Source organism: Ruminococcus sp. Marseille-P328, assembly GCF_964249465.1.
Lineage (GTDB): Bacteria > Bacillota > Clostridia > Lachnospirales > Lachnospiraceae > Blautia_A > Blautia_A faecis.
Map to the genome: position 1 here is coordinate 77130 of NZ_CAXUBQ010000002.1, position 15104 is coordinate 92233.

15 protein-coding genes are annotated in these 15104 nt (G+C 39.3%); 14 read left to right on the plus strand and 1 reads right to left on the minus strand.

Annotated elements, in window-relative coordinates; translation table 11 throughout:
• Positions 1-26: 26 nt before the first annotated feature.
• From ACESTK_RS02350 to ACESTK_RS02380, 7 genes are all read left to right on the plus strand, one after another.
• Positions 27-1334, plus strand: coding sequence for a glycerate kinase (locus ACESTK_RS02350; protein WP_173716971.1), 1308 nt, complete (start codon positions 27-29; stop codon positions 1332-1334).
• A gap of 4 nt (positions 1335-1338) precedes the next feature.
• On the plus strand, positions 1339-1533 hold the full coding sequence (locus ACESTK_RS02355) for a hypothetical protein (protein ID WP_148463316.1): 195 nt from the start codon (positions 1339-1341) through the stop codon (positions 1531-1533).
• 230 nt (positions 1534-1763) lie between these two features.
• Positions 1764-2525: a transporter substrate-binding domain-containing protein gene (locus ACESTK_RS02360; protein ID WP_373118452.1), complete on the plus strand. Its 762-nt coding sequence runs from the start codon at positions 1764-1766 to the stop codon at positions 2523-2525.
• A gap of 49 nt (positions 2526-2574) precedes the next feature.
• A complete protein-coding gene (locus ACESTK_RS02365; RefSeq protein ID WP_008707145.1) occupies positions 2575-2952 on the plus strand; it encodes a TnpV protein in 378 nt (125 codons plus the stop codon).
• 130 nt (positions 2953-3082) lie between these two features.
• Positions 3083-3451, plus strand: a complete 369-nt coding sequence (locus ACESTK_RS02370) for a BlaI/MecI/CopY family transcriptional regulator (RefSeq protein ID WP_008707144.1) — start codon at positions 3083-3085, stop codon at positions 3449-3451.
• A gap of 25 nt (positions 3452-3476) precedes the next feature.
• Positions 3477-5486: a M56 family metallopeptidase gene (locus ACESTK_RS02375; RefSeq protein ID WP_081018946.1), complete on the plus strand. Its 2010-nt coding sequence runs from the start codon at positions 3477-3479 to the stop codon at positions 5484-5486.
• Positions 5487-5525: 39 nt separating this feature from the next.
• Positions 5526-5948 (plus strand): winged helix-turn-helix domain-containing protein, encoded by a 423-nt coding sequence (locus tag ACESTK_RS02380; protein ID WP_025577904.1) that lies wholly within the window; start codon positions 5526-5528, stop codon positions 5946-5948.
• Between the two features lie 30 nt (positions 5949-5978).
• Here the strand turns inward: ACESTK_RS02380 and ACESTK_RS02385 are convergent, their stop codons facing one another.
• The gene (locus ACESTK_RS02385; protein WP_373118455.1) at positions 5979-7022 is read right to left on the minus strand and encodes a hypothetical protein; all 1044 of its coding nucleotides are present in this window, start codon (positions 7020-7022) and stop codon (positions 5979-5981) included.
• 316 nt (positions 7023-7338) lie between these two features.
• On the opposite strand from ACESTK_RS02385, the gene ACESTK_RS02390 reads away from it, so the two are divergent.
• The 7 genes from ACESTK_RS02390 (at position 7339) to ACESTK_RS02420 (ending at position 15007) form a co-directional block, all read left to right on the plus strand.
• Positions 7339-7563 carry a helix-turn-helix domain-containing protein gene (locus ACESTK_RS02390; RefSeq protein WP_373118458.1) on the plus strand — a complete coding sequence of 75 codons (225 nt, stop codon included), beginning with the start codon at positions 7339-7341 and terminating at the stop codon, positions 7561-7563.
• Between the two features lie 180 nt (positions 7564-7743).
• The gene (locus ACESTK_RS02395; protein ID WP_008707136.1) at positions 7744-8982 is read left to right on the plus strand and encodes a hypothetical protein; all 1239 of its coding nucleotides are present in this window, start codon (positions 7744-7746) and stop codon (positions 8980-8982) included.
• Positions 8983-9003: 21 nt separating this feature from the next.
• Positions 9004-9708, plus strand: a complete 705-nt coding sequence (locus ACESTK_RS02400) for a CHC2 zinc finger domain-containing protein (RefSeq protein WP_008707134.1) — start codon at positions 9004-9006, stop codon at positions 9706-9708.
• A complete protein-coding gene (locus ACESTK_RS02405; RefSeq protein ID WP_008707132.1) occupies positions 9617-10966 on the plus strand; it encodes a virulence-associated E family protein in 1350 nt (449 codons plus the stop codon). The genes ACESTK_RS02400 and ACESTK_RS02405 overlap by 92 nt, the downstream gene beginning before the upstream one ends.
• 307 nt (positions 10967-11273) lie before the next feature.
• Positions 11274-11450: a hypothetical protein gene (locus ACESTK_RS02410; protein WP_171030313.1), complete on the plus strand. Its 177-nt coding sequence runs from the start codon at positions 11274-11276 to the stop codon at positions 11448-11450.
• 128 nt (positions 11451-11578) lie between these two features.
• On the plus strand, positions 11579-13255 hold the full coding sequence (locus tag ACESTK_RS02415) for an RNA-binding domain-containing protein (protein WP_117593511.1): 1677 nt from the start codon (positions 11579-11581) through the stop codon (positions 13253-13255).
• A gap of 27 nt (positions 13256-13282) precedes the next feature.
• On the plus strand, positions 13283-15007 hold the full coding sequence (locus tag ACESTK_RS02420; protein ID WP_015541718.1) for a hypothetical protein: 1725 nt from the start codon (positions 13283-13285) through the stop codon (positions 15005-15007).
• Positions 15008-15104 lie beyond the last annotated feature (97 nt).

Genomic DNA, 15104 nt, shown 5'->3' on the forward strand with positions numbered 1-15104 from the left:
TATTTGAAAAAACGGGAGAAAAGAACATGAAAGTAGTAATTGCAATTGATTCATTCAAAGGGAGCATGAGTTCTATAGAAGCGGGTGAAGCTGCCGCAGCAGGCATTCGGAAAGTATATTCGGAAGCCAAGACCAAGGTTTATCCGCTGGCAGATGGCGGGGAAGGGACAGTGCGGGCACTGGCCCAGGGACTTGGGGGAAGCTTGGAGAATGTGACAGTTACTGGACCACTTGGAGCCCCGGTTGTCTGCGAATATGCAATTTGGGAGAAACGTAATATAGGCGGTTCAGGTAGAATTGATTTTGTGGGAAAAGAGATGATGGCTGTTTCAGAGAATGCTTCCGTAGTAGAAAATACTTCTATAATAGAAAGTAAACGTGGCTACAAGAATGAGAAAAAGTGCGGAAAGACTGCCATTATAGAAATGGCTGGTGCAGCCGGGATCACTTTGGTTCCACCTGAACTTCTGAATCCTATAAACACTACAACCTATGGTGTTGGAGAGGTCATAAAAGACGCCATTTCCAAAGGCTGCCGAAATTTTATCATCGGAATCGGAGGCAGTGCAACGAATGATGGTGGAATCGGTATGCTTCAGGCTTTGGGAGGAGAGCTTCTGGATAAAAGTGGAAAACAGGTGCCATTTGGAGCAGAAGGTGTGGAAAAGCTTGCCTCCATCAGTTGCAAAAATTTGCTTCCGGAATTAAAAGAATGCAGCTTCCGCATTGCCTGTGACGTGGACAACCCTTTATATGGGGAAAAAGGCTGCAGCTATATCTTCGGCCCCCAGAAAGGCGCAACACCGGAGATGGTGGAGCTGATGGACGGGTGGATGGAAAACTATGCAAAGATAACAGAAGAATATTTTGCAGATTCCAAAACCCAATTGGGAAAATTTAATTATGATCCAAACTACCCAGGCTGCGGAGCAGCCGGAGGCCTTGGCTTTGCCTTCCGTACTTTTCTTCATGGAAAACTGGAACCAGGTATAAGCATTGTCCTGGAAGAAATCGGCATAGAAAATCAGATAAAAAATGCAGACATCGTAATCACTGGTGAAGGTCGTCTGGATGGCCAGACCGTTATGGGAAAAGCGCCCATCGGAATTGCCAGACTTGCAAAGAAATATGGAAAGCCAGTGCTTGCCTTTTCTGGCTCGGTCACTGAAGATGCTGCCTCTTGTAATGAAGCTGGAATCGACGCTTTTTTCCCAATCCTCCGTCAGGTGACCACTCTGGAAGAAGCCATGGATCCGCAGACTGCACAGAAAAATATGGAAAGTGCTGTAGAGCAGGTGTTCCGGGTGATTAGGCTGAAAGAAAGGAATTGGTGAAATTATGGGCGGAAAAGTGCTGGAATTAGAGTCGGATAAACTGATTGAGCAAGGACTTGAGCTTGGAAGACTGGAAAATCAAATGGCTACAGCCGTCAAAATGTTGCAAGTGGGCAAGTATACGATTGAGGAAATTGCAGATATTTCTGGTTTAACGGTTAAAAAAATATGTGCGTTGAAGGATGAAAAGAATCTGTGAGCCAGAGAAATATGGAGAAAAACCATGAATTCTGCAACTCCTCCCTCTTGACTTCTCCCACAAACAAGAGTAATATGAACTACAACGCAATGGCGCGTTAGTGTGATAACGCCGCCATTGCATTTTTTTTACCCGGAAATGGGGAAACAACCTCGAAATGAGGAAACACACCGATAAAATATCGGTGGTGCTGTGATTAATGAGTTTTTTACAAAGAGGAGGAAAGAAAAATGAAGAAGAGCTATTTATGGAGAAAAATGACAAGTGGTCTTATGGCAGCAGCTGTTACCGTGACAGCAATGCCGGGACTTGGACTTACAATGGTACAGGCAGAAGAGAAGAAAACATTAAAGGTAGCAATGGAGTGCAGCTATGCACCATACAACTGGACACAGCCAGATGATTCCAACGGAGCTGTTCCCATTTCCGGAAGCTCTGATTACGCATATGGATACGACGTTATGATGGCGAAAAAAATCTGTGACGAGCTGGGATACGATCTGGAAATCGTGAAACTGGACTGGGATTCCCTGGTACCGGCTGTCCAGTCTGGAAAAGTTGACTGCGTAATCGCAGGTCAGTCCATTACATCCGAACGTCAGCAGATGGTAGATTTCACAGAGCCATACTACTATGCATCCATTATTACCCTGGTAAAAAGCGACGGCGATTATGCAGATGCAAAAAGTGTGGCAGATCTGAAGGGCGTTACCTGTACTTCCCAGCAGAACACTATCTGGTATGATTCCTGCCTGCCGCAGATTGAGGACGCAAACATTCTTCCTGCACAGGAAAGTGCGCCTGCCATGCTGGTTGCCCTGGAATCTGGAAAATGTGACGCTGTTGTAACTGATATGCCTACCGGAATGGCTGCCTGCGTAGCTTACCCGGATTTCAAACTTCTTGATTTTTCTGGCACAGACGGAGATTTTGAGGTATCAGATGAGGATATCAACATTGGTATTTCCGTACATATGGAAGTAACAATATAGAACGGTTCGTTTGGGTAATAGAATAAGAAAAACCAAGGAGGAACGAACCATGAAGGATTTGAAAACAAGAATTACGGAGAATGGCATTGATTATGTACTTGTCGGGGATTATTATATCCCAGACTTGAAGCTGCCGGAGGAAAAGCGATCTATCGGTAAGTGGGGACGAATGCACAGGGAGTATCTGAAAAAGCAGTGCTACGGTAGATATTCCAGTTTACTGCTGACCGGAAAACTTTGGAGCTATCTGGAGGATTTGGACGAACAAGCGGAGGAACGGTTTACGTGTATTGTTGATCAGATGAAAGCGGCTGAGGGAGTGACGGAGGAATTGAAGCGGAAAGATGCTATGCTTTGGGTACAACGGTGTAATAATATTAGAAACAGAGCAGAAGAAATTGTACTGAACGAAATGGTTTATATTTAGTATGGAGCAGTCAGCCGAAAGGCTGGCTGTTTTTCTTTTCCTAGCGACAGAAAATGATTGACAATGTTATAAGACTGTGGTAGTCTGAAAACAAGAACAGACTACTGTAGTCTTATAGGAGGCGAAACAAGTGACAGAGGAAAATATCAAACTTTTTGATTCGGAATTAAAGGTAATGGATGTTCTGTGGAAGGATGGTGACGTGCCAGCGAAATATGTTGCAGATACTTTAAACAGAGAAGTCGGCTGGAATAAAAACACAACGTATACATTGATTAAGCGGTGTATCAATAAAGGCGCGATTGAACGAACGGAACCGGGATTTATGTGCCATGCGCTTATAGCAAAAGAACAGGTACAGGATCTGGAAACAGATGAACTTATTGATAAGATATATGATGGATCTGTTGACAAGTTGTTTGCGGCACTTCTTGGCAGAAAAAAACTTTCTATGGAGCAGATTAAGAACCTGAAGCAGATCGTCAGTGAATTGGAATGAGGTGATGTATATGAGCCTGCTGCAAATGAGTTTTCTGGGAACGGTTATTATTTTACTTATTGTGGTATTAAGGGCTGTGCTTATCAACAGATTACCGAAGAAAACATTTTTGATTTTATGGTGGATTGCATTAATACGGTTATTAGTTCCATTTTCCATAAAATCAGTCACAAGTATTTATTCTCTGTTGCAGAGTATTTATTCTGATATAAACCCAGTGAGAACGGCGCAAACGACAACATTTTTACCCATTCATGGGAATATGCCTGAGATAGCAAATGGATTATCAGAGGCTATGGTACAGAGAACAGAATCCATTTCGATTTTGAGTGTAATATGGCTGGCAGGTCTGTTACTTTGTTTTGGATTTTTTGCGGTTTCCTATATAAAATGTTATCGGGAATTTCGATTTTCGCTGCCTGTTGAAAATGATATTTTGGAAGCATGGAAGGAAAAACATCCACTAAAAAGGAGTCTATCCATCCGGCAGACAGAAACCATAGCTGCACCACTTTCTTATGGTGTGATTCGCCCAGTTATTTTAATGCCGAAAAATACAGAATGGAAAAATATTTATCAGCTTCGTTATGTGTTGGAACATGAATATGTGCATATCAGACGGCTTGATATGCTTACAAAGCTGATAATGATTGCTGCAGTATGCATTCATTGGTTTAATCCTCTTGTGTGGGTAATGTATATTCTTTTTAACAGAGATTTGGAATTATCCTGTGACGAAACCGTAGTCCGTAGATTTGGAATGGATATAAAGTCGGTATATGCAACTGCTTTAATATCTATGGAAGAAAAAAAGAGCGGACTGACACCATTATGTAACAGTTTCAGTAAAAATGCGATTGAAGAGAGGATAAGAGCAATTATGAAGATAAAGAAGACATCTAAGTTTGCAGTAATTATAAGTGCAGTATTGGTAATTTGCGTGACAGGTGGATTTGCAACTTCCGCATCATCCTTGGAGAAAAAGACAGAGACAGCGCAAGAAAACGGTGAAACAACAGTTGCTTTAAACGAAGTGAATATCCGGGAAGATGAATCACTTTCAAGTTCGGATGTGGAATGGTGGACAGCAGAAGAGTATGCGAAATGGCTGGACGAGGAAAAAGAAGTTCTGCAGTCTATGATTGGTGAAAAAGCTTATACAGGCGGCGACGGATGGTTTGTATGGACACAGGAAAAGGTAGATGAGACGATTGCACTTTATGAGGATAATCTTCAAAAAATAAAAGATGGGATGAAGTTGTCGAAATCATCTGATGATGCAGTGGGAATTACAATGGCATATTCTCCGGAAAATATAGAATATGCGAAGCAGGAAGCAGAAACGGTCACCGAAAATAAAGACAGTAATGAAAATGTATTCAGCGAAGAACAGCTTTCTGAATATGCAAAAGCGGGAATAACTTACCAGAAAGAAACAGGATTTCTGATGTATGATGGAAAGACCATTGGATATTTCCGGGATGAGTTTAAGCCGGGTACTTATACAATAAGTTCCAAACGTGGAGGTACGCTTCGAGTTGAAGTGCAAAGGGAAAACTATGGCACCATCACAGACGTAAAGGCAGAACCGTTATCAGATGATTTTTGGTCAGAACCGGCAGTATTGGTTGAAAGTTCCGGCGGAGAAGCTGTAACTGCAGATGAAATGAAAGGATCTGTTTTTGAAGAAGGAGGAAGTGAGAACATAGCGGCTGATGACATGGGCGAATATAGCAGTGAAGAGGGAAAAGGTCTTAATATTGCTGTTCCACAGGAGTATGCTGATTATGGAGTATCTTGTGATGCTCAAGGAAACTGGGTTTATAATGGTAAGATTATAGCAGATTTATATGATGAGGGAAGGGGAATCTTTTCTAACAGCAACGGAACTATGTACATTGAAGTAACGAGAGACAAAAGTGGAAAGATCAGCAGCTTTCAAAAAGTAAGCAAAAATAGAATGCAGGAATTATTTACTGAATTTAATCCGGAAGCGGAAACATTTGATGGATATACTTCAGAGGCGAAACATTAAGTTAGTATTAAATGAAACGAGGACGATTAGGTGGGAAAAATATTGCTGGTATCATTCGAGGGAGCTGAGGAAGATTTGGTAAATTCTGTTATTTCTGTGTTAGATTCCGGCAGAGAGAAATTTCTTTTTCAGGAAATACAATTTCAATCGAAAATATGGCATAAGGGTATAGCGATTGATTTGAAACGGAGAGAAGTCGTTCGTGATAATAGAAAAATAGAATTAACTTACACCGAGTTTGAAATCCTGCAGTTATTAGCACAAAATCCAGGAAGAGTATTTAGTAAAGAACAGATTTATGATATAGTCTGGAAAGAATCCTATTTTGGCGATTACAATATAGTAATGAGCCATATCAGTCATATTCGTGAGAAAATAGAAGATGATCCGGGTAACCCGGTATATATTCAAACCGTCTGGGGTGTAGGATACAAGTTCAATGAGAAGGCAGGCAGCGAGTAAATTCGCTGCCTTTCCTTTACAGGGATGGATTCAGATTTTGCTGAGTTTTAAGATAATATTGCTCTGCTGATACAACCAGTCTGTGAATTCTGTCGGACTGGTTGCTCCTGCCTTTACAGCTTTCTTACGCTGCAGAGCTTCTTTCTTAAAAAGGTCAAACGCATTTTTCATTTCTTCCAGGCGTTCAATCGGAAAATTAGCAGTTTTTTGGGACTTATTGATTTTATTACGCCAATTCTGGCATTCATTTTTATAAAGCAGATCATAGTTATTTTCTCTGGCTCGTTCATCAAACTCCCTTTTGTTTTGAAGTGCCTGTGCTTTACGGCACTTATCACTGCACAGTTCATAACGCTGGCTTTTTGCCAGAAAATATTTTCCACAGACTTTGCACTGACGGAAACAAAGGCCCCAGTCATTCAGTCGATTCAAGTAATAAGTGATAAGCGGATAAAAAGAGCTATAGGCAGCTACGCATTCTGTTCTGCGCCTATTATCCGGAAACCAAAGTTCAAGTCGAGTGATTTCAGCAGGAGTGTTGCGGAAATAAAGACTGCCAGTATGAAAACGTTCTGGTTTTCCGGTATCAGAATTAAAATTCATGACATTTTCTGTTTGGAATGCCTGAGTCAAAATTTGGATTTTTTCTATAAAACGATCACAGGCAGTATTACGGTCACGATATTCCCTTGTAACAAGATATTCATTCCAAATACGGAATGTAGCATACATTCTCACCGGATCACCGGTGAGATATTTTTTTGCCAGAAAATCACCAGCAGTCTGTTCCAGTGCAGGCTGTTTCCAACGGTTAGTGTGCAATGCATCACGTAGGGGAGCAAGTCCATATATATTCCAGTTCTTTTCTTTATCATATTCAAAATCTATCAGAAAACGTCCTAGAGGACGTGTTATATCATATATGACATCGTTATCTTTATTTCCGTCCAGTCGAAAACGGATTTGATGTTCCGTTCCGATTAAAATTCGCTCCTTCATTTTGTCTCTATCCAATGCCAGAACGAAGAGGATGTGGTCGTAGCAAGGTTCTTGCCTTATAAATTGATAAGCCATTTCTATTTGCTCCTGTTTTGTATGGTAATTTTAAAAAATATAATATTAGTTACATTTATGGTATCGCGAAAGTATTGAAAAGTCAAGATGAGATTGATAAGATACGATTGAATGGTAATTTCGTACTATGCAGTGTACTTTGACAACTTTATGACCGTCTAACCTGAGATAAACCGCCATGACCTTCGATAAAAGAAGTGAGCGCATCCGAATGGATGACGTGTTGTATGCCTTGACAGCAGTATGACTCAGGAAACAGGAAAGAGAAAACGGCAATGAGAAGCTAAAAAAATGAGATCAAAAATGGAGGAACAACATGAGTGAAAATAAGAGATTAAACAATTATGATGAACTGCCTCTTGTACTGGATGTGGCTGATATTCAGCGGATTATGGGGATTTCCAGAGTAACGGCTTATGAACTGGTTCATACACCCGGTTTTCCGGCATTTCGAAGCGGCAGATTAATTAAGGTTAGTAAAATTGCTTTTTTCGAATGGATGGAAAAGGGGAATGGAAGGGTGCCGGAGAATAGTAACTAAATCTGGAGCAGAGCGGAGAGCGAAGTCTTTTGTGCAGGTTAAGGGCGGCAGCCATTGCCCAGTGAGTTGATGCGTGCGTCTACTCGTACTGGGTATTACCTGACGCAAATTCACGCAGGTTTGCAGCTTCGCTGCCTTATTTAATTTGGAAAAACGTGAAAAAGGAGGGCAAGAAAATTATTGAAAGCAACAAGACACAATGGACGCTCCGGGAAAAATGGCACTTATAATCCCAGGCATAATGATCGCCGTTTCGACTTGGAAAACAGTGAACATATTGATGCTGGAAGAGTCAGAGAAAATATTTACTGGGACTGTTACCGTGGCTATACCACAATGCAGAACAGGGAAGAAGATTCTCAGGATATCAGTTTTGAGAAAATTGAATGTACTTTTTATCAGGAACATTATGGAAAATATATAGAAGCGCAGAATGAAAGAAATGCAAGAACCCGTCATACAGAGCGTAACCGATCTGTGGAAGATTTACTAAAGAACAATAAAACCTGTCCAGAGGAAACTATTTTTCAAATAGGAACAGTAGAAGAATCTGTTTCCTATGAAATATTACTTGCGGTCGTACAGGACTTTACAAAGCAGTTCACAAATCGGTTCGGTTCTCATGTCCATATTCTGGACTGGGCACTGCATTTGGACGAAGGAACGCCGCACATTCATGAACGTCATGTTTTTGATTGTGAGAATAAGTACGGGGAAATCTGTCCCCAGCAGGAAAAAGCACTGGAAGAATTAGGGATTGCACTTCCAAAACCGGATAAACCTAAAGGCCGCAATAATAATCGAAAGCAGACTTTTGATGCTATTTGCCGGACAATGCTTTTTGATATAACTCGAAAATACGGGTTGCATCTGGAAGAAGAACCGTCTTATGGAGGGCGAGATTATCTTGAAAAGCAGGATTATATCCTGTTTAAGCAAAAGGAACAGATGAAAAACCAGACAGAAATACTGGATACACTTACTTTGAAAATTGAAGAAGTAGAAGCTTTGATCGATGAAGTTTCAGATATTGCTTACGACAAAGCTGTGGAGGTTGTGACGGATGAGGTCAGAGTGGAAACCCATAAAGAAGACATTCGTCTGGTAGAACAGTCAAAGGCGTGGGTGCTTTCCCCTGAGCGCAAGGCTTCCCAAAAAGAAAGAACTTATGCTGTAAGTCGATTGGACGGAGTAATTACCAAAATTACAAAAGCTATGCAGACAGCAGTTAAAACAATCCAGACCACGCTGATAAAACCGGAAGTCAAAAAGGTGAATACCGAACAGATTAAGAAAAAAGCCAGAAGTTCCATTCTGGATAGGCTGGCAAAAGCAAAAATTACTGCGGAACAGGAGAACCGAGAGCGATGGGAACACGAAGGAAGAACTAAATTGGGAAGGAACGATATGGAGTTGTGATGTAAAGAAAAGAGGAAAAGGATGAATATATTTGAAGCAGTTAAACAGTCTGTGACTACCCGGCAGGCTGCAGAAAGCTATGGAATACGGGTAAACAAGAATGGAATGGCGGTCTGTCCATTTCACCGTGACAAGAATCCAAGCATGAAAGTGGACAGGCGTTTTCATTGTTTCGGATGTCAGGCAGATGGGGATGTGATTGATTTTACGGCACACTTGTACAATTTAAAACCAAAAGAGGCGGCAGAGAAATTGGCAAGAGATTTTTCTATACATTATGAGAACATGGGGCACAGCCCGCCACAGAGAAAACAAATCAAACGACAGCTAACACAGGAACAGAGGTATCTGCAGGCAGAAAATAGATATTTCCGTGCACTGGCAGATTACCTGCATTTGTTGAAACAGTGGAAAGAAGAGTGTGCTCCGAAACAGGTGGAAGATGTCTGGCATCCGCTGTTTATGGAGGCATTGGAAAAAATATCAGAAACAGAGTACCTGTTGGATACATTATTATCAGGCACATTAGAAGAACGAGTTGCCGTAGTGGTGGCTCATGGGAAGGAGGTGACAGCGATTGAACAGAGAATTTCAGACTTTATCACCACAGACACGACAGGAATTGTGCGAAGTAATGGATATAATGGAAACGGAGTTGACAGTAGAGGAAATCAGAGAACAACTGGAAATGACACAGAAGGGTGCTGTGAAAAACAATCGGCATAACTGTAAGCTAATTTTAGAACATGATCCTCTGTTAAAAGATGTATTCCGGCACAATATTTTGACTGAGCAGACAGACATTGTAAAACCCGTGTGGTGGGAACGGATAAGCCCGGCATTCACAGATATGGATTTGAACTATATTATGCTTTATTTGGAAGAGACTTACGGTCTGACGATGGATAAGATTGTGCAGAAAAGTATTGTCCATCAGGCAGATCGGAACAAATATCACCCTGTCCGGGATTATTTGAACAGTCTGCAATGGGATGGGCAGGAACGTATCCGCTATGTGCTGCATCATTTTCTTGGTGCACCTGTGGATGAGTTGACCTATGAAAGTATGAAAATGTTTTTGCTGGGAGCTATTGCCCGTGCGTTCCGCCCCGGAATTAAGTTTGAATATATGCTCTGTCTGGTCGGGGGTCAGGGCGTGGGAAAATCTACATTTTTTCGTTTCATGGCAGTAAAGGATGACTGGTTCACTGATGACATCGGCAAACTGGATTCGGAAAAAGTTTATTGTCAGCTTCGTGGTCATTGGATGATTGAAATGTCTGAAATGGTCGCAACGGCACGCTCTAAGAGTATTGAGGAAACAAAGAGCTTTCTGAGCAGGCAGAAAGAGACTTATCGGGATTCTTATGCAGTATATGCTCTTGATCGTCCGAGGCAATGTGTATTTGGAGGAACATCCAATATTAAGCGATTCCTGCCGTTTGACCGTACCGGAAATCGAAGATTCGTTCCGGTTCAGACGAACCGGGCAGAGATGGAGGTTCATATCCTCGAAAATGAGAAGGAATCCAGACAGTATATTGATCAGGTGTGGGCGGAAGCAATGATGTTGTACCGTAATGGAAATTTTAAACTGGCGTTTTCAAAGGAAACAGAAACACAGCTTGATAAACTGCGGCAGGAGTTCATGGCGGATGATACGGAAGCCGGAATGATACAGGCATGGCTGGATGAACATGAAGACAGAAAAGTCTGTTCATTGATGCTTTTTAAAGAGGCACTGGACAATCCTTATGTAAAGCCGAAGAAGGCGGAGACAGACCGCATCTGTGAAATCATGAATACAAGCATTGTGGGTTGGAAACAGGGGACGATGACAAGATTCAAGGATTACGGTACACAGCGTTCGTGGGTATGTGTAAACGAAAACTGTAAACGAGACGCAAAAGACTTAAAAAATGAAAATGACTGGCATCCGATTACTGAGAAGGAAGCCCGGCAGGTGGAGTTACCTTTCCAGTAAAATGCCAGTCAGGTTTACGGTAGTTGGCGTGTTGTTTACACTTTTTTCGATGGATATTGCTTTGACTTGTAGAATTTGTAAACAGTAAACAGATATATAAGAGTAATTTGGTATTGAGGAAAGAAAACTGAAAAAACAAAAAGAATTAGATTTTTTGGAGTTTGTTTACAGCGGTGGTTTACAACAGGGATGCCCCTTTGACCGGCATCTATTTAAGTTGAACAGGAATGGCATTTGGCAGGACTATTTCAAAAAACATTTTCATAGTTATGGACAAAGACATACGGGAGGAGGTGGAAATTCCGCTATGAAAAAGAGAAAACTTAATTATCGATTCCATAATCCAAACACTGCGGAAGTAACCGCCGACTATCTGTTAAAGATATTGATTGAAGCAAATGCAAGTAAGGTGGAACAGGCAATACAAGAAGCAGCGGATGAGCTTCCCAATGAACCAAAACATGATGGAGGGTGTCCTGCGTAGCGCGTGGGATGCCTTTTATTTTTTTGCTATTGCTTGTGTTCTGTCTGAAAATCAGTTAAAATTAGTTCTAGAAAGTCATAGATTAGTCATAGAATTTAGTCATAGAAAATTTTGAAAGGCGGAAGAATATGATATATACGGATAGCCAATTAAAAGAAAAGATTGTTCGCATGATAGAATCTTTTGAAAATGAAGTTGTAGAATTTAAAGAAGCACGCACAAATTATTCGTTTAATGACATTGGTAAATATTTTTCTGCACTTAGCAATGAAGCAAATCTTCGGGGATTACAGGAGGCGTGGCTGATTTTCGGAATTTCGGATGATAAACGATATGTAGGAACGGAATTTCGGAAACAGGGAAGTCTGCAAAGTTTGAAAAAGGAAATCGTAAATGGAACCAATGAACGATTGACATTTCTGGAGATATACGAACTGACAATGGAAAAATGTCGAGTGATAGCATTTCAAATTCCTCCAGCTATTAGGGGGATTCCGACAACATGGCAAGGGGCAGCGTATGCCAGAGAGCATGAATCTATATCACCGCTTCCGATGAATAAAGTAGATCTACTTAGAAGTCAAATAGGAATGGATTGGTCAAAAGAAATTGTAGAAGATGCAACGATAGAAGACTTGGATGAAGAAGCGATTAAAAGAGCAAGAGAACTTTTCTCAAAACGTCAGAGTGATCGAAAAAAAGCACAGGAAGTTTTAAAGAAACTGTCTGATATTGAGGTTTTAAATAAAGCTGGTATTACAATAAAAGGAAAAATCACCAGAACGGCATTATTGTTATTAGGAAAAAGTGAGGCTAAATATTTCTTTGATGGCTTTATTCCTAGAATTACCTGGACACTTTATAATGCAGATAATTCGGTAAAAGCTTATGAACATTTTGATATACCGATGTTAATGGCAGTGGATAAGGTATATTCCAGGATCAGAAATGTAAAGTATCGTTATATTGCCGGACAGCAGACTTTGTTTCCGGATGAAGTAGATCAATATGAACCAGAGCTGATCAAAGAGATTATTAATAACTGTATTGCTCATCAGGACTATCGCTTGCGTGGAAAAATCAACGTAGAGGAATTTGAGGACAGACTGGTATTTATCAATGAGGGGGCTTTTATACCAGAAACTATTGAACAAGCACTGGAACCGGGATATAAACCACCGTATTATCGAAATGTGTTTTTGTGTAACGCAATGGTAAATCTGTATATGATTGATACAAATTCAATGGGAATACCAATGATGTATCAGATACAGCGTGATAAATGCTTCCCATTGCCGACATATGATTTGAACACAATTAATAGAGTTACAGTGACTGTGTACGGAAAGATATTGGATAAGAATTATACTCAGCTTTTATATTCCAATGAAGATTTAGATATGAGAACTGTATTTTTGTTGGATAAAGTTCAGAAACAGGAAGTAGTTTCTAAAGAAAGCTTTAAGGATTTGAAGAAAAAAGGTCTTGTGGAAGGACGTTATCCTAATGTTTTTGTATCTTTCAAGGTGGCAGATATTGTCGGACAGAAAGCTGCTTATGTTCGAAATAAAGGGTTAGATGATGATATTTGCAAGCAGTTAATTATAAAAGCACTTCAGTCAATGGGAGAAGCCAGCAAAAGAGATTTAATGGAAGTACTGGAAAAAGCATTGCCAGAAGTACTTAGCGATGAACAGAAATCGAAGAAGGTTTCTAATTTGTTACAGGCAATGAAAAAGGATGGAATTGTTGTTACAACAGGAACTAATAGGTATGCAAAGTGGTACTTGATAAAAAATGATTGATTTACAAAAATGCGAGGGGGATGAAAAATGAAATATATTACACAAGATTGGACATCTACTAAGGATGGATATTTATTTTTTGTTCAAAGACTACAAGAAATGTTGTTTCATTATTCAGATGATATTGTTAAAGCGCCTGTTCATAATACACAAACATTATTAGAAGAATATGTTGATACTGAAAAAGATGTGGTGAAAGGGAGTATTAAGCAATATCAATTAGATATAATTGCAAAAGAGATTAAGTCGAGTTTAATGACAGACGTTATTGTTCGAGAGTTGTATAAATATGAAGTTATTGAAGAGATGGCAAAATTTTTAGATAAAGATCAAAGAACAGCGGTACATTATATATTCAATAAGATACCAAAGAAAAAGTACTATGAAATATGTTGTAAATACTTGAAAGAAAATTTGTCGGAATCAAACCGTAAAACAGAAATTGAAAAAGGACTTCGTGCTTGGCTTGCTTTTTTGCTATGGCATGGATATTCATCGGAATATATATATAGATTCCTGAGAAATATATTTGAGGAAAGTATAAATGATCCAGAAAAAAAAGCACAGATTTTTTTGAATAGGTTTGATTTTGAAATTGGTAAATACAAAGTGTACTTTGTTTTTTATGAAAAATTAAAGCCATATCAAAAGTTGTTAAATGAAAGATTGCATATTTCGTTTGAAGATGATGGTTGCTTTAAACAGATTAAAAGAAAGCAAAAGTCCTTTATAGGGGTTATGGAAACAAAGGCATATGATAATTATTCAGCAATGAAACGAGCGTATTCTGCATTAGAAATTTTTTTGAGATATTTAGAAGTTTTTTTGAATGATAATATCAGTGTAATAGGTAAAAACGGATTGGTAATTCGACAAGATACCCAAGAGGGAATAATTCTTCCCGTAAAAGCGTTTGGGTATAAAAGTATCAAGCCTGAGCCACGAGAAAATTTTAAAACTGAAATAGATACAATTGTTTTGGGATGCCAAGAAAAAGGAAAGGAAACTTATTCTCAGCTTAATAAGATTGTTGATTTGCATAATGCGGCATTAAATCAACAAGACTTAAATGATGCATTTCTTAATTTGTGGTCAGCGTTGGAGGTTGCAAGTGTTACAGATAGTTCAAAATCCAAAATTGAAAGCGTTACTGATAATATAGTTTCCATTCTACAAAATGACTATTTCGAATGCATATTTTCTAATATACTTGACGATTTGAAAAATAATTTAGGTAATCGAAAAGTAAGTTTGTTGCTTAAAGATATAACAGAATTCGATAAAGAGATTTGTAAAATCGCAGGCTTTATATTTCTTGAAAAATATGAGAAATATCGAGAAGATTATTTTGCGAATGAGCTTAAGTATTATCCCAATATACGTTATAAAATATATAACTTATATGAGCAAAGAGAAAATCGCGAAAAATTATGGCATCTTTCCGAAAAGTATTGTCAAAGAATTGAATGGCATCTTTATCGCTTATATAGGCTTAGAAATGCTATTGTTCATGCAGGGGAAAGCCATAAACGAATACAAATGTTAGGAGAACATTTGCATATCTATGTGGATCGTGTAATTCTTGAGTTGATGGTTAAATTAGCAAAAGATAAATGCCTTGGGACGATACAAGATGTTTTTACAGATACATATTTGTTATTGAATAAAAAGAAAAAAAATTTAAAAGAACCAGGTAATGTTGATGAACAATCCATTATGCTATTGTTAGAAAATTTTTTTATCGAAGAGTAATGCATATAAGGAATATTCTGAAGAAAGGGTATTCCTTATTTTGCTATTTACAATTATATTTTAGATGGTACAATAAAGTTGTAACAGAACGACTTAA

Coding starts and splice junctions, on each gene's coding strand:
- ACESTK_RS02350 (WP_173716971.1), top strand. CDS start 27: ATGAAAGTAGTAATTGCAATTGATTCATTCAAAGGGAGCATGAGTTCT.
- ACESTK_RS02355 (WP_148463316.1), top strand. CDS start 1,339: ATGGGCGGAAAAGTGCTGGAATTAGAGTCGGATAAACTGATTGAGCAA.
- ACESTK_RS02360 (WP_373118452.1), top strand. CDS start 1,764: ATGAAGAAGAGCTATTTATGGAGAAAAATGACAAGTGGTCTTATGGCA.
- ACESTK_RS02365 (WP_008707145.1), top strand. CDS start 2,575: ATGAAGGATTTGAAAACAAGAATTACGGAGAATGGCATTGATTATGTA.
- ACESTK_RS02375 (WP_081018946.1), top strand. CDS start 3,477: ATGAGTTTTCTGGGAACGGTTATTATTTTACTTATTGTGGTATTAAGG.
- ACESTK_RS02385 (WP_373118455.1), bottom strand. CDS start 7,022: ATGGCTTATCAATTTATAAGGCAAGAACCTTGCTACGACCACATCCTC.
- ACESTK_RS02390 (WP_373118458.1), top strand. CDS start 7,339: ATGAGTGAAAATAAGAGATTAAACAATTATGATGAACTGCCTCTTGTA.
- ACESTK_RS02400 (WP_008707134.1), top strand. CDS start 9,004: ATGAATATATTTGAAGCAGTTAAACAGTCTGTGACTACCCGGCAGGCT.
- ACESTK_RS02405 (WP_008707132.1), top strand. CDS start 9,617: ATGGATATAATGGAAACGGAGTTGACAGTAGAGGAAATCAGAGAACAA.
- ACESTK_RS02410 (WP_171030313.1), top strand. CDS start 11,274: ATGAAAAAGAGAAAACTTAATTATCGATTCCATAATCCAAACACTGCG.
- ACESTK_RS02415 (WP_117593511.1), top strand. CDS start 11,579: ATGATATATACGGATAGCCAATTAAAAGAAAAGATTGTTCGCATGATA.
- ACESTK_RS02420 (WP_015541718.1), top strand. CDS start 13,283: ATGAAATATATTACACAAGATTGGACATCTACTAAGGATGGATATTTA.